Genomic DNA, 15,428 nt, shown 5'->3' with positions numbered 1-15,428 from the left:
ATGTGAGTAGCAACCCGTATAATCTCAGTAAAGTTAGTTAAGCTAAAAGCGTATTTAATAACTATGAATTTAAAGTAATTTATTACAGTTAATAATGTTACAATATTCTTCCTTTACTTAAAGCTGCTAAAAAGATATGTTTATATATAAGAGCAAAGCTAAAGTTGAAGTTAAGTATAGTAATAACTATAACTACAGCTTCATTGTACAGGCAATGCCTTAATAAATGTGTTGAAACATGACGATAATTATTATAATTACAACAAATATTATTAATAATTGACCACTGTGAACTTTATCCTTAAAATAATGTTATATAAAATGTTTAAAGAGAGGGTATTTTTATGATATTATCTGGCAAAGAAATTAAAAGAAAAATAGGCAAGGATATTTTCATTGATCCTTTTTATCAAAGCAAAATTAACCCTAATAGCTACAATTTGAGTTTACATAACGAGCTTTTAGTATATGAAAATAGTGTACTGGATATGAAAAAACCTAACCCCACAAACAAAATTATAATACCAGAAGAAGGTTTATTATTAGAACCAGGAAAATTGTATTTGGGAAGAACTATTGAATACACCAAAACAGATAAATATGTGCCTATGTTGGAGGGAAGATCTTCTACAGGCAGACTAGGTTTATTTATTCATGTAACGGCTGGCTTTGGAGATATTGGTTTTGCAGGTTATTGGACTCTGGAGATTTTTTGTATTCAGCCTATTATTATTTATCCTAGTGTTGAAATATGCCAAATCTATTACCACTCCATAGAGGGTGATTATGAACTCTATAGGAGTGGTAAATATCAAAACAATCAAGGCATACAAGCCAGTCTTTTGTATAAAGACTTCAAAAATAATTAAGAGAGGGCTAACGAACCTTCTTTTGTACTTTGTTGATAATGATCAACTTTTTTCAGATTCGTTTAGATATGCTTTTACATTTAATAGCTCTGCCACATCCACTAAACTAAAGCCTTGCTCAGTTAATTTTTCAATTATAGCTGGCAGGGCTTTTACTGTTTCGGTAGTAAATGCAACGCTATGTAACAATACGATATCTCCTGATCTAGCATTATTTAAGGTGTTTTTAATGATATTATCTGCCTCTTTTTGAGACCAATCTAGGCTATCAATGCTCCATAGTATTATTTTATGGTTGATATCTCTGGTAACATTAAATATTTTGTCATTAACAACTCCATATGGGGTGCGAATTAAAAGCGGTTTAACAGCAATAATACTGTTAATAATATCTTGGGTTTTTAAAATATCAGTTTTAATTTGCTCAGCAGTTTTATACTCATAATTAGCATGATTATAGCTATGGTTAAGTACTAAATGGTTCTCATTATACATTCTTTTAACTAATTCCGGGTACTTTTCTGCCTTATCACCAACAACAAAAAAGCTAGCTTTTACATTATACTTTTTTAGTATATCTAAAATTTTAGCAGTATTTTTTTTGTCTGGTCCATCATCAAAGGTTATAGCAATCTTCTTTTTTTCACTCTCACCATTAATAAATAAATCTTTAGCATTATAACGGGCTTTAGCTACTGTAACACTACGCCAATTTAACATGCTCTGCCAGCTATTTGGAGAGAGTTTATTTGAGTCTCCTAAAATTTCATGTATCTTTCTACTATAGTTATAAGACCTTGTTATTGATGAATCTTTATTAATTACTAAATAGCTAATATTGTTATTTTGATCCCAGCTTAACAACTGATAACTTTGATTTGCTGCAGTTTTAGTGATAGTTTGAAATTCTTTAAAATCACTATAGAAGATTTTTAAAAACATTTCACTTTCATTTTGAGTTAATACAGCAAAGATATTTTCAGTTGGTGACCACATAGGGGTATTTAATGTAACAAGTTGTTTTTCACTTACCTGACCAGTTATGGTATTTACCAAGTGTGACCTGACTTCATTGCCTATTTGTTCACTGATAATAAGATTTTTGTCATGTTTACTATATGCAAAAGCTACATATTGACCAGTAAAATTAAGTAACTCCATAGCACCTAGCTCATTTATTCTCCATAAATAACTTGTTACTTTACTATCAGCTTGTTTATTATAAACTAGCATTTTTTTATTATGAGATATAGTGATATTACTAACACCAGTCTCTTGACTTAATCGCTGTTCAATCTCAGTTATTGTTCGAGGTGCTACTAATACAGCAGGTTGTGCTATTTTTGAAAAATAAAATACATAAGCCACACCTAATAAGATACCTATTGTTCCTAACATCAAAAGTATTTTTTTATTTTTTTTCATGAATATCTTCCTTACAGCACTTATTATTTTATGAGTTTTATTTTTTGCAGTACCTTGTCTATTAGCTTAATTCTTTTATTAAGACCAGCTGAAGGTTCTTCATTTTTACTATTCAATAATGGACCAATCACCCTAAATAAACAAGCCTTTAATAAAAGCACATTAAATAATAGCTTATTTTGATTTTTTATTTGGCTGTTTAAATAAAGGAAAAGTACCTTATTAACACTATCGTGATTATAGTCATTTTCTTTATATAAAAAGTTCCAATAATAAAATTGACATAACGAATAATATTCATGTTCATACTCTGGAGTAAAGTCGATTATTGATACTACTTCATCTTCATTAAATAAAAAATTATCTATACCTAAATCACTATGGATTAGTTGTTTTTGGCTATTAGCTAAAAGCTGTTTATGGAATGCTAAATAATCTAAAGCGCTTATTAAAATATCCTGAGTTTCTTGTTTGTTTAGGTAAAAATTAAGCTCTTTTCTAAAAATGTTTAGCATATAGTTAAGTGATTTAGCCAAATCCCAATTATTTACCTGTTTAATTTCACTCTCACAAAAATCAAGGCTCTTTAAAGCAATATTATAATGTTTGAGATATTGCAAAGCATTTTTAAGTTGTTTATTATTAAAGTCTGTTATGGTTTGACCAGCTATCATCTCATATAAAACATAGTTGTTAGCTGTTTTTAGCTTTTTATCTTTAGTTAATACTATTTTACTTTGCCTAAAACCCTTTTTAGTTAAATGTTTTTGAGCCTTATTATAAACTGCTACATAGTCATCTCTTTCATTCTTTTTTAATACATACTTACCGCTAACTGTTGCTATTAATAAGGTATTACCACTTCCTGTATTGGGCTTAGTTATTGAAGTTATATTTTGTACATTATATTCATCTTTTAGTATTTTCATTATTTGCCTTATATTTTATTAGTTTTGGTTCATTAAAATTATTGTTATCTATAATAAAGTCACTTTTGTGTTTGGGTTTGTATTTTTTAAGGTATTTTTTTTGAATAGGAATATACTTATTTTTATATTTAGCTAAAAACTTTACTCCATATTTAGGTACATCTCTTATTTCAGCTCTTTTTAACACCTCGTTGAATGATATATCTATGTAAATCTTGATATTGAGATATTCTTCTATAGGTTCTCTATATAAAAGCACACCCTCAATAATCACTATTGTATTCATATCTATGTCTATATCTTTAACATTCGTATATAGGTCAGAATCTAAATCCAATAGTTTTAACTGCTTTTTAACTACTTGTTTATTTTTAAGGGGCTGAAGTATTTCCTCTTTAAGCAAATCAAGGTTAAAGGCATTATCAATATAGCTATCAATAGGATTATTTCCACTATTACGTTTCTTACTGGCGTTATGAAACTCATCAATACCAATACTTTGAACTTTATAATTTTTATTTGTTAAAAATTTAACTAAAAACCTAGCAAAAGTAGTTTTTCCACTTGTATCTACACCATTAATACCTATTACTTTACTTTGATTTTGGGGTAATTTTAGAAGCCTAGCTTCAATGTTATAAGCTATTTCAAGTTTACATACTAAGGGAAATAGCTCCGATATTTCATTTATACCAAAATCAGCATTTACTTCACTACCAAGTTGGTATCCATAATTGGCTGCCACACTTATAAAATTGTTGTCTACAGCTGCTTGTATGTCGTGATAACTATCCCCCACAACTATTACAAACTCAGTATTAAGATTAATAGCTATCTCTTTTACCTGATCTGATTTGCTTTTGTTAATTTGTTTATGTTTAATAACAGAAAATAGCTCTTTAATATGATGTGCATATAAAATCTTCTCAACATATTCTTTGCTCCCATTAGAGCATAGAGCCAACTGGTAATCATTTCCCTTTAATTTTCTAAGGGTGCTAATAGTATTTAAATAAAGCTCTCCATGTTCTTTTAGCAGTTCTTTTTCATAATAGCTAATTTTTTCAATTATCTTTTGCTTATTTATGTTTTCATAACCATTTAACAACTTATTAAAAAAGTCCTCAGATTTTTCACCTATTAATTTTAAAATATTATTCTTGTCTGGAGAGCTTAAATGCATGTCATTAAAGGCCTTTTCAATAGCTTTTAATAAGACAGTATCAGTTTTATAAAGGGTTCCATCTAAATCAAATATAATTAGTTTTTTCATTTATCGCTACCTTTCTTGTTTTAAAATAAGTTTAGCATAAACAGTAAGTAAATTGGTCTGTTTATGCTAAATACTGTAATTAAATCTTGATTTTAAATTATTTTAGTACTTCAAAAATATTATCTTATAGCTTAAAATTTTGTTAAAACCACATTTCTCAGCTGTTTTCACTGAGCCCATGTTACTATCCCAGCAATCCCAATGAGCAGTGAGTTTTTTTTCTTTACACATCTTTAACAGATTACAGGCATTATTATAGGCTATACCTTGTTTTTGATATTGCTCTACTGTTTCTATACCTATACCACAGTTTTTATCACTAACATACTCTGCAGTACACCAGCCAGTAATCGTCTGATTGTCTACAGTACATGAGCCAAAGCCATTATTTAAAAAACCTGCTACTGATCCCCACATGTAGTTAAGTTCTGCTACTAAACCAGCTTTATGTTTTAATTCTTTTTGTAGTAATTGTTTATCTATAGCTACAATATTATAGTTACAGGCCTGTTGCTTTGGTATATTTTCTAAACTGTGTTGATATAAATTGTAATTAACCAATTTTATATTATAACTACTTAATTTACTTAACAATAAGTTTTTCCATTTTAAAGAGCTAAAGAATATTTTAGCTATATGATATTTATGGGTTCTTTTTTCTACTAAGGTATTAATATAAAAATCAATAACCGCTTGGTATTCAGATTCATTTTTACTAAAACCACCAAAGTAATAAGCCACTCCCTCTTGAACTATTGATAAACAGTTATCATTATTGTTATTAACATAAACCTTAGCTGGAGTTAAGCCTTGAAATATTGAATCAAAGATAAAATCCCTTTTTAATGAAGTATAATTATTTTTTAAGTTTTTTTGGTTATATTTAATTTCTATCATTTATATTATTCCTTTTTATCTTTTTTTTAATTAGGACCACCCGTTAAAGTGGTTTACACTACCCCTATAAGGGGTTGATACCGACAAGCGCCTCAAGACACTAACTTTCACTATGTTCAAGCCACATTGTCTTTAACCGTTTAAACTGCATTCTAAATGTAGTAGTAACAGGTTCTTCCTATAAAGCTTAGCAGTTGTCTTAAGACTATATTGTCAGCTGCTATCGCTCAAGTATATCTTTTCTCAATTGTTACGTTCTTTGTTTAACCACAAAGCACACGAAGAGAAAAGAAGGTATCATTGCTGACCGTCAATTCCGTGCCTCAGCACCTTCATCAATAGTCCATTCATGTTTTTTAAAAAGTGTAAAAGATAAATAGATTACTGAATGTACTACCTTAACTGGCTAAAGCCAACAAAACAAAAGTGGGTTTTGCCTATTAGCAAAACCCATTCGTTTTATAGTTTTAGTTATAGGCTACTTACACAGCCTCATTAAAGATTAAGTAAATAATAGTTAGACTTAATTTATTACAAAAGGCTGTGAACATTTATTTAATTGTATGTTAAAATGCACGTTAGTTATTACAATAGTTTTTAATACGCACATTGTTCACACCCCCTTTTAACTTTTAATGTATTAAGAGTAACATATATATTTATTTCTGTATATACTGTATTTTTAATAATGGTTATTTAGTGCTCCACGTTTGGATAAAATATACCTAGTTTTATTAAGTGGATCAACTTTAGTTTTAATTCTGGTATGTTTTATATCGGTTGGTGCATCTGCATAAAGATAATATTTAGTTATAAATACACCTTTTCCTGCTGTGTATGATCGCACCTCTAGGTCGTATTTGCCACATAAATCAGCTGGTATAGTTCCCTCAATAAGATAATAATTTTCCATTAGTTTAGGGTTATTAAACTCTGCTTTCATTCTGGCTAAATCAGCAACAGCTTTGCCAATTGCAAAAAAAGGCACCTTTAGCTTAAAGCTAAATAAAGGCCATTGAAGTTTAGTTTGGGCATTTGCTACTGCTTCTAATAAAACCATAGGTGTTAAATTTCTAAAATCGGCAGGAGTACTATTAACGCTACAGTAATCTCCATCTACTAAACATATTTTTATGTCATTAAGCTCCCAACCTTTTAAACCCTGTGTTTTATAATGATTTATGCCATCTACTATGCCATTTTGAAAAGTTTGAGGCAAATGACCTGTAGGAACTTGTGATACAAACTCTACGCCACTACCCAGTTTTGCTGGTTCTACCTTTATGCCAACTGTAGCATAAAAGGGATTTCCTTTGCTATATTTTCGCATTACTGCATATCCTGTACCAATAGGCGCTTCTTTATAAATCGTTTTAGCATCACTAAACTCAACTTTAATGGAAAACTCATGCCATAACCTATACTCAATAATTTCCATTTGAATCTCCCCAAAAATACTTAAAAAAATAGAGTGTTCTATTTCACTTATTTCGTACTGTAAAAAGGGATCTTCTTCTGAAATAATCACTAAAGCTTTTAACAGGCTATGTCTTTTTTGGGTGTTAATTGGTTTTATCTCCACCTTAACAGTTGGGGTTGCTAACTTAGCATTTAGTTTTTTACTTAAAGAACCAAAGCTGTCTCCAACTCTAAAACTATTAACACCATAAATAATACCTATATCACCTGACTTTATGTTATCTTTGGCAACTTCTTTGCCAGCTATTAAGTTTTCTATTTTAGTTATTTTTTCACCATTAACATAATCTCTAACCTGTAAACTTCCTGTATACTGCCTAATATATATTTTACGTTCATTATTTTTATTGCGTTTAATCTTAAATACAACTCCGCTGGAATCCTGCTCTGTAGCACGCAAGCTATTAGGAAGTAATAGCTCTATAGCGGTTTTTAGCTCACTAATACCAATACCATGTAATGCGCTACCAAACAATATTGGGTATATAGTATTATTTTTTGTAAGCTTTATTATAGTAGACCTTATTAAATCCTTACTGGTTTCAATTCCCTCAATAATGTTTTTTAACATTACATCATTATAATCTGCTAGAAACTCTACTGTTTTTAAGCAGTCATAATTAAATAATTCGCTTACAAAACAGCGTTTATTTGCCACCCTCTTTACTGTTTGAATTGGCAAAGTCTTTTTGCTTAAGTTCTCTTTAATATCCTTTAATACATAAGAGATATCTACCCCAATTCTATCTATTTTATTAACAAAGATAATTGTGGGTATACTCATTCTGTTTAGGGCTTCAAACAATAAACAGGTATGAGACTGCACTGCCTCTTTAGCTGATATTACTAATATAGCACCATCTAATACATTCATAGAGCGCTCAACTTCTGCCACAAAATCTGCATGGCCGGGGGTATCAATTAAATTGATTTTTGTATCTTTAATTTTAAAAGATACAGGAGCAGCTTGAATTGAAATACCTCTTTTTTTCTCTAGTTCCATAGAATCGGTTTTGGTATTTCCTGAGTCTACTCTACCTATTGATTTAATAACCCCCACACTATACAACAGATTTTCAGTAATTGTAGTTTTGCCTGAATCTACATGAGCATAAATTCCAATATTTTTTATTACCATTAACATCCTCCATTAATTATAGGATGATAATTAAAGTTATTTTGTTGTTAATTGTTTACCAATTATCATCCTTTACCCAAGTTTCTTTTCCTGTTTTTATTAGCTTTGTTTTTAACATAAAATATTCACTCCTTAAATTTTTTGAAACACCTGAAGCTGATTACTTACAACAATTTCAATTAGATAATCTAGTAAAGAAAATCGTTACTTTCTTTAAAAATAAAAAAAGACACAGAGAATTACCCTGTGTCTTTAGAGACTTTTAATAAACTAACTAAACATAAATATATGTTTAATAAGTATCTAGAAATCATTATAAGTAAAGCACTACAGCATAATAGCTCTTTTAAAGAGCAACATTAACAGAGCATCACAAATGTGAGGCTTTTAAAACTGTTTATGTTAAATATAAAATTTATAAAATACTGTTTGCCTTTCTCATAAGAAATCACTCCTATTATGTTTCTAGATTATTATATCATCTTTAATTATTATCTGTAAACGTTACCATCATAGCTCAATATAATTTATGTAATTAAATGACAAGATACAAAGTGATTCTTAGCTATTTCAACTGTAGCTGGCTCTTGCATTTTACATATATCCATACAATGCATACACCTTGTGTGAAACCTACATCCCGAAGGTGGATTACAGGGACTAGGAACATCACCCTTCAGCAATATCCTTTGCTTTTTTAGGTCGGGATCCGGCTCTGGTATCGCAGACAATAAAGCCTGAGTATAGGGGTGAGTCGGCTTATTATAGAGTTGTTTGGCGGCTGCTATTTCAACTATTTTACCTAAGTACATTACGGCAACCCGATTACTAATGTGTTTAACTACACTTAAATCATGGGCAATAAATATATAAGTAAGCTTATATTCAATTTGCAATTTTCTTAACAGATTTAAGATTTGAGACTGAATTGAAACATCTAGGGCAGAAACAGGCTCATCACAAATTACTAGCTCAGGCTGTAAAGCTAATGCTCTCGCTATGCCAATTCTCTGCCTTTGGCCACCGCTAAATTCATGAGGGTAACGTTTAAGATGCCTTGTAGTTAACCCTACTATTTCAATAAGTTGCTTAACACGCTGGCTTCGTTCATTTTTTGTTTTCCAATGATGAATATCTAAAGGCTCTTTAATTATTTGCTCAACAGTTAAACGGGGGTTTAATGATGAATAAGGGTCTTGAAAGATAATTTGCATATGTTGTCTATACTGTCGCATCTCTTTATTTGTTAGCTTTGCTATATTGGTATTTTTATATTTTACTTCTCCACCAGTGGCTTTATGTAGCCGTAGTATTGTACGTGCCAAAGTTGATTTGCCACAACCACTTTCACCAACAACTCCTAAAGTTTCCCCCTTATTAACATGAAAACTGACCCCATCTACGGCTTTTACAAAAGAGGTGTTTTTTTTAAACCAATTTTTTCCTTGAGGAAAATACTTATAAAGTTTTTTTACTTCTAAAAGGGTATTACTACTCACTTTTACTACCTCCCTTTGTTAAGTTATGTGGATACCAACATCGATAACTTACATCATTAGCTATAGTTATTAAAGGAGGCATTTCTGTTAAACATTTTTTGGTAACATATTTACATCTAGGGTTAAATCTACAGCCTTTAGGCATTAGCAGGGGATCGGGCACATTACCATCAATAACTTCAAGCCATTCATTATCTTGATCCATTTTAGGAATAGATTCAAGTAGCCCTATAGTATAGGGATGGATTGGCTTTTTAAACAGTGACCGTATGTCGTTGACCTCTACAACCTGACCAGCATACATAACCACAACCCTATCTGCCATGCCTGCAACTACCCCTAAATCATGGGTTATTAACATAATACTCATAGTAAATTTATCTTTTAAGCGTTGCATCTCTGCTAATATTTGAGCCTGAATAGTTACATCTAAAGCAGTAGTTGGCTCGTCGGCTATTAAGAGGCTTGGTTTACAGGCCAATGCCATAGCAATCATTACCCGTTGGCGCATGCCACCCGACAACTGATGAGGGTACTCATTAATTCTTTGTTGGGGATCTGGAATGCCCACTATTTTTAGCATTTCAACTGCCTTCTGCAAGGCCTTTTTTTTATTTAGCCCCTGATGCAATTCTAGGACTTCAGCTATTTGCCTTCCTGCTGTATGAACTGGGTTTAAACTTGTCATTGGCTCCTGAAATATAATAGATATTTCGTTACCTCTAACCTTTTGCAAATCTTCGTTTTTTAACTCTAATAAATTTTTACCCTTAAAAAAAACTCTGCCTTTTTCTATTTTTCCGGGTGGTTGAGGAATTAATCTTAGTATTGAGAATGCAGTTTGGCTTTTTCCAGAACCACTTTCACCTACTATTGCTAAAGTTTCTCCTTTATAAACTCTAAAAGAAACCCCATCTACGGCTACTATATCGCCAGCAATTGTTTTATAAACAGTTCGTAAATCTTGCACATCTAACAATATTTCATTCATAGTTGCACTTCTCCCCTATCTTTTTAGGTGAGGGTCTAAGGCATCACGTAGACCGTCTCCAATATAGTTAAAGGATAAGACTGTTAAAAATATAATAAATCCAGGTATTAAAGTAATCCAAGGGGCTGACCTCATATGAGACCTACCTGAGTTAAGCACAGCACCCCAACTAGGAGGATTCACAACACCTAACCCCAAAAAACTTAAACCCGATTCGGCTAAAATAGCTCCCCCTACTCTTAGGGTGGCATTAACTATAATAGGAGCCATACAGTTAAGCAACATATGCCTAAGAATTATTCTTTTATGACTAGCTCCTAAGGCCTCTGCTGCCTCAACGTAATCCATTTCACGCAAAGACAAAAACTGCCCTCTCACTATTCGAGCCAAGCCAGTCCATGAGGTAAAACCAATTACTAACATAACATTTAATATACTCCTATCAACTACAGCAATAATAGTTAGTAATAGGAATATGACTGGAAAGGACATTACCATTTCAGTAAATCTCATTAAAATATCATCAACTATTCCACCAAAGTAACCAGCAAGTGCCCCAATTACAGTACCAATTGTCACGGATACGGCCGCTGCTATAAAACCAACACTTAAACTAATTCTACTGCCCCGAACTATTCTACTGAATATATCTCTGCCTATTCTATCTGTTCCAAACAGATGCTGAGCTGAGGGAGGCTTTAAGATATGTTCCGTATTAATCTGCTCATAATCATAGGGGCATATTAGGGGTGCAAATATAGCAATGAAAGATATAAATACTAAAAAAACTAAACTTATAAGGGCTAATTTATGTCGTTTAAACCTTCTCCAAACCATTTGGGCATAGGTCTCTTCTAACTGTGCCAGCATTTGTTTGTTTTTAAATTTAACTATTTTGAAGCCCCCCTAATTATACTTTATTCGTGGATCGGTAACTAAATAAAGCATATCAGCAATAAACATTCCGATTACTGTCATAATGGCACCCATAAGATTAAACGACATAATTACTAAGTAATCTCTTTGGAATATTGAGTTAATTGCTAATAATCCAATGCCTGGCCACGAGAAGATGGTTTCTATTATGACTGAACCACTAAACAGTATTGGTAACTCAAAGCCAATTAAAGTTACAATAGGAAGCAATGCATTACGCATAGCATGCCTTGTTATAACCTTTTTTTCTGGTAAACCTTTAGCTCTTGCTGTTCGTACATAGTCTTGATGAATTACATCTAACATGCTTGCTCTCATAAAACGAGTTATGCCAGCCATTCCACCAAAGGACAGTACAATTAGGGGTAAAATTATGTAACTTAGTCTATCCTTTAGAACAGTGAAAAATGGTAGCTGACCCCAGTTAACCCCATAGGTAGTCATGCCAGAAATCTCTATACCCTCAACTTTCATGCCAACAAAATAAACTAACAATAAAGCCAGCCAAAAAGCAGGCATTGCTCTAACCAAAAATGCTAAAGTTGTAGAGATATAATCAAACCATGAGTACTGCTTTAAGGCAGATATCATGCCTATAGGAATTGCTAATACATAGATTATAATCATTGCCCAAAAATTGAGCCATAAAGTTGCGGGTAAAGTTGCGGGTAAACGCTCTAATATCATTCTTAATACTGGTTTCCCAGTGATAAATGAATGGCCAAAATCACCCCTAAACACCTTACTGACCCAGTTAAAATACTGCTCAAGAACAGGTCTATCTAATCCGTATAGTTGTTTTATATGTGCCTTTTGCTCGGGAGTTGCTGTACGGCCAGCTAAAATATCTACAGGGTCACCGGGAGCAAGTTGCATTATAGTAAATGAGATAACTGTTATACCTATAATAACAATTATCATTTGCATAATTCTTCGAGCAATATATTTTCCCATATAAATTCTCCTTGTGTATAATAAACATGTGGCAAGCTAACTCGCCACATGTTTATATAAAATTACTCTTCTATGCTCCACTTATGAATCCACATAGGACCTAATGGTGACCATACATCATTGTTTATTCTCTTATGCATTGCCTGTACTGAATCTGTTGTATATAAGAATATATATGGTAACTCTTCATTAAGTAACTCTTGAACCTGATGGTAAATTACCTTACGCTCTTCAATATCATAGATAGAACGGCCTTGATCCAATAAGCTATCTAGTTCTTCATTGTAAATTTCAACATCATTAAAGCCTGCAGGGTTGCCATCTTTATCTCGTCCACTGCTACTATGGAACATAGATGAGCAATCTGGATCTAGCCCTAAATTCCAACCCCAAAAATAAGCATCGAAGTTAAAGGCATCAAGATATTTTTCAAATAATACTGAAGTCTCCATTTCTTCAACTTCCATTTCAATACCTACTTCTTTCCACTGCTGTTTAATCATTGCTAACATATTAGATCTCTCTTCATTACCAGAGCCGGTTACTAGAGTAAAAGAAAATCTCTCGCCACTTTCGTTAACACGAATTCCATCATCGCCAACAGTAGACCAACCAGCTTGCTCTAATAAACGAATAGCCTCAGCTGATCCACCGTCATATAATTTAGCTTTTGGACTATATGACCACTGAAATGGAACACCAGCTGAGTTAATCATTGTGCCATAACCTCTAAAGATTGTATCAATAATGATTTTTCGATCTAAAGCATGCATCATAGCATGGCGTACTGTTTTATTTTTAAAGATGGGATGGGTTTGTTTTAGGCCGATGTAATTATACTGTAAGGCAGGAGTTCTCTTAAACTGCATCTCATCTTTTAAAGTCTCTTGAACACGGTCCACATCATCTTTGGGAATACTGCCAAAGTAGTCTAAATCTCCATTTTCAAAGGCCGCTAACATTACCTGAGAATCCTGATACACTTTTTCTAGTATTGTTTTAATTTGCGGAGCACCATCGTAATAGTCTTCATTTGCTTCTAATACAATTCGCTGACCAGAGGTATATTCTTTAAATTTATAAGGACCAGTTCCAATTGGATCCCAACTGTTTTCATGTTCTTTTATTTCAGCAATTGCAGTATCCTCAAAGATATGTTTAGGCATAATACCAAAGCTTGAACTAGCTACCGAAAACATTAAAGCTGCATCTGGTTTAGTCATATAAATTTTAAAGGTATGATCATCTACAGCTTCAACAGAATCTACAAATTTTAGGTCTTCTTTTCTTACACCAGCATAATCATCATGCAAAACCACATTATAAGTAAACTCTACGTCATCAGCATTTAATTTTTCCCCATCATGAAAATAAACATCGTCTCTTAGGTAAAAAGTTAATTCTAAACCATCTTCAGATATATCCCAAGTTTTAGCTATTTGGGCTTTTATCTCTAGGTTTTCATCTGTATCTAATAAACTATCGAACAATAAATTTATTATAAAAGATGATCTAGCATCGGTTGCAAAAACTGGACTGAAGGTTGTTGGTTCACCAATGGAACCAATTCTGTACATATTTCCATACTTAGGCGTAGTATCTTTGTTGTCAGTTGGAGTTGTGCTTTTTGTACAACCTGCAAAAACTAATAATATTATTAAAGCAGTAATAATTACTATAGAATATTTTTTCACAAAGTTCTCCCCCTACAAAAATTAATTTTAACAACAGTTCAAACTGACTAATACTTACAATTAGTTTATTTTTTATCACCTCATTTTAATTAGATATTTTTGCATGGTAAAGAGCCTAACAATTTGTTATAGCAACTTCTCAGATATAACTTAGTATTTTTGTCTTATATAAATATATATACAAGCACTCTATTTTTCATTCTATATTTGCATTTATTTTTGCTATTATTTTTTAGTTAAAAGTCTTAAATCTTGCTTATATTTATCATGATATTAAATAGTTCTCTTTTGCTGAAAATACCGTAAATAAAAAGACTGCACACTAGTTTAGTGATGCAGTCTTACTATTATTTTATTAGTTGTTATAGCTAGTTTACTTATTTATATGGCAAGCTACTAGATGATTTTCAGCAACCGGTTTTAATTCAGGCATTTGTTTAGTGCAAATTTGTTCACAACTTACACAGCGAGTATGAAAACTACAACCATTAGGTGGGTTTGTAGGACTAGGTACATCACCCTTTAAAATGATTCGCTGTTTTTTTACCCTAGGATTAGGCTCAGGTATAGCAGATAATAAGGCCTTAGTATAGGGGTGTTTTGGGTTTTCATATAACTCTTTAGCATCTGCAATTTCAACTATTTTGCCTAAATACATAACCGCAACTCTATCACTAACATGTTTAACAACACTTAAATCATGGGCTATAAATATATAGGTTAGGTTTAAGCTTTTTTGTAACTTCTTTAATAAGTTTAGTATTTGTGATTGAATAGAAACATCTAAAGCAGATACAGGTTCATCACATAATAATAGCTTAGGATTTAAGGCTAAAGCCCGGGCAATGCCAATACGTTGACGCTGACCACCACTAAATTCATGGGGATATCTTTTTAAGTGCTGTACTGTTAAACCAACTGTTTCTATTAGTTCTACCACTCTATCTTGTTGCTGTTTTTCGCTACCTAACTTATGAATCTCTAAAGGTTCTTTAATAATTTGCTCTATAGTTAAGCGGGGGTTAAGCGATGAATAAGGGTCCTGAAAAATAATTTGCATTTCTTGCCTTATAGCTCTTAGCTTATTACCTTTAAGTTTTAAGATATTTGTATTGTTATAAAGAACTTCTCCAGCCGTTGCCTCGTGTAGTCCTAATAGAGTACGAGCCATTGTAGACTTACCGCAGCCACTCTCCCCCACAATACCTAGTGTCTCTCCCTCAAAGACTTCAAAACTAATGCCATCAACTGCTTTAACTGACTTTTTATCTTTACTAAACCAACCACCACTAATTGGGTAGTGCTTTTTCAAGTTATTCACTTGTAAAATTTTATTCTTCATAA

12 protein-coding genes are annotated in these 15,428 nt (G+C 32.1%); 1 reads left to right on the top strand and 11 read right to left on the bottom strand.

Annotated elements, in window-relative coordinates; all coding sequences use genetic code 11:
- Positions 1-344: 344 nt before the first annotated feature.
- Positions 345-869, top strand: coding sequence for a dCTP deaminase (dcd, locus tag IMX26_RS12895; protein ID WP_195158799.1), 525 nt, complete (start codon positions 345-347; stop codon positions 867-869).
- Positions 870-911: 42 nt separating this feature from the next.
- Here dcd and IMX26_RS12890 read toward each other — a convergent pair whose 3' ends face one another.
- The 11 genes from IMX26_RS12890 to IMX26_RS12840 form a co-directional block, all read right to left on the bottom strand.
- Positions 912-2,294, bottom strand: coding sequence for a polysaccharide deacetylase family protein (locus IMX26_RS12890; RefSeq protein ID WP_195158798.1), 1,383 nt, complete (start codon positions 2,292-2,294; stop codon positions 912-914).
- A gap of 23 nt (positions 2,295-2,317) precedes the next feature.
- Complete coding sequence (locus tag IMX26_RS12885) at positions 2,318-3,223, bottom strand: phosphotransferase (protein ID WP_195158797.1); 906 nt, start codon at positions 3,221-3,223, stop codon at positions 2,318-2,320.
- Positions 3,204-4,496, bottom strand: a complete 1,293-nt coding sequence (locus IMX26_RS12880; RefSeq protein ID WP_195158796.1) for an HAD hydrolase-like protein — start codon at positions 4,494-4,496, stop codon at positions 3,204-3,206. Before IMX26_RS12880 ends, IMX26_RS12885 begins: the two co-directional genes overlap by 20 nt.
- A gap of 102 nt (positions 4,497-4,598) precedes the next feature.
- Positions 4,599-5,393: a GNAT family N-acetyltransferase gene (locus IMX26_RS12875; protein WP_195158795.1), complete on the bottom strand. Its 795-nt coding sequence runs from the start codon at positions 5,391-5,393 to the stop codon at positions 4,599-4,601.
- A 682-nt stretch (positions 5,394-6,075) separates the two neighbouring features.
- Positions 6,076-8,010 (bottom strand): TetM/TetW/TetO/TetS family tetracycline resistance ribosomal protection protein, encoded by a 1,935-nt coding sequence (locus IMX26_RS12870; protein ID WP_195158794.1) that lies wholly within the window; start codon positions 8,008-8,010, stop codon positions 6,076-6,078.
- A gap of 527 nt (positions 8,011-8,537) precedes the next feature.
- Positions 8,538-9,509, bottom strand: coding sequence for a dipeptide ABC transporter ATP-binding protein (locus tag IMX26_RS12865; RefSeq protein ID WP_195158793.1), 972 nt, complete (start codon positions 9,507-9,509; stop codon positions 8,538-8,540).
- Positions 9,502-10,500, bottom strand: coding sequence for an ABC transporter ATP-binding protein (locus IMX26_RS12860; RefSeq protein WP_195158792.1), 999 nt, complete (start codon positions 10,498-10,500; stop codon positions 9,502-9,504). Before IMX26_RS12860 ends, IMX26_RS12865 begins: the two co-directional genes overlap by 8 nt.
- A gap of 15 nt (positions 10,501-10,515) precedes the next feature.
- Positions 10,516-11,370 carry an oligopeptide ABC transporter permease gene (opp4C, locus tag IMX26_RS12855; protein ID WP_195158791.1) on the bottom strand — a complete coding sequence of 285 codons (855 nt, stop codon included), beginning with the start codon at positions 11,368-11,370 and terminating at the stop codon, positions 10,516-10,518.
- A gap of 36 nt (positions 11,371-11,406) precedes the next feature.
- Entirely contained in the window at positions 11,407-12,390 is a 984-nt protein-coding gene (locus IMX26_RS12850) for an ABC transporter permease (RefSeq protein WP_195158790.1), read from the bottom strand.
- Positions 12,391-12,452: 62 nt separating this feature from the next.
- Complete coding sequence (locus IMX26_RS12845; RefSeq protein ID WP_195158789.1) at positions 12,453-14,084, bottom strand: peptide-binding protein; 1,632 nt, start codon at positions 14,082-14,084, stop codon at positions 12,453-12,455.
- Positions 14,085-14,457: 373 nt separating this feature from the next.
- On the bottom strand, positions 14,458-15,426 hold the full coding sequence (locus IMX26_RS12840) for a dipeptide ABC transporter ATP-binding protein (RefSeq protein WP_195158788.1): 969 nt from the start codon (positions 15,424-15,426) through the stop codon (positions 14,458-14,460).
- Positions 15,427-15,428 lie beyond the last annotated feature (2 nt).

This window comes from Clostridium sp. 'deep sea' (assembly GCF_014931565.1).
In the GTDB taxonomy this organism is placed as follows: Bacteria; Bacillota; UBA994; order PWPR01; family PWPR01.
The sequence above is the reverse complement of the archived record's forward strand: the minus strand, read 5'-3'. Positions and strand labels throughout refer to the sequence as shown.

Excerpts from the sequence above, each read along its gene's own strand:
- IMX26_RS12890 (WP_195158798.1), bottom strand. The coding sequence starts at position 2,294 with ATGAAAAAAAATAAAAAAATACTTTTGATGTTAGGAACAATAGGTATC.
- dcd (WP_195158799.1), top strand. The coding sequence starts at position 345 with ATGATATTATCTGGCAAAGAAATTAAAAGAAAAATAGGCAAGGATATT.
- IMX26_RS12885 (WP_195158797.1), bottom strand. The coding sequence starts at position 3,223 with ATGAAAATACTAAAAGATGAATATAATGTACAAAATATAACTTCAATA.
- IMX26_RS12850 (WP_195158790.1), bottom strand. The coding sequence starts at position 12,390 with ATGGGAAAATATATTGCTCGAAGAATTATGCAAATGATAATTGTTATT.
- opp4C (WP_195158791.1), bottom strand. The coding sequence starts at position 11,370 with ATGCTGGCACAGTTAGAAGAGACCTATGCCCAAATGGTTTGGAGAAGG.
- IMX26_RS12860 (WP_195158792.1), bottom strand. The coding sequence starts at position 10,500 with ATGAATGAAATATTGTTAGATGTGCAAGATTTACGAACTGTTTATAAA.
- IMX26_RS12870 (WP_195158794.1), bottom strand. The coding sequence starts at position 8,010 with ATGGTAATAAAAAATATTGGAATTTATGCTCATGTAGATTCAGGCAAA.
- IMX26_RS12840 (WP_195158788.1), bottom strand. The coding sequence starts at position 15,426 with ATGAAGAATAAAATTTTACAAGTGAATAACTTGAAAAAGCACTACCCA.
- IMX26_RS12880 (WP_195158796.1), bottom strand. The coding sequence starts at position 4,496 with ATGAAAAAACTAATTATATTTGATTTAGATGGAACCCTTTATAAAACT.
- IMX26_RS12875 (WP_195158795.1), bottom strand. The coding sequence starts at position 5,393 with ATGATAGAAATTAAATATAACCAAAAAAACTTAAAAAATAATTATACT.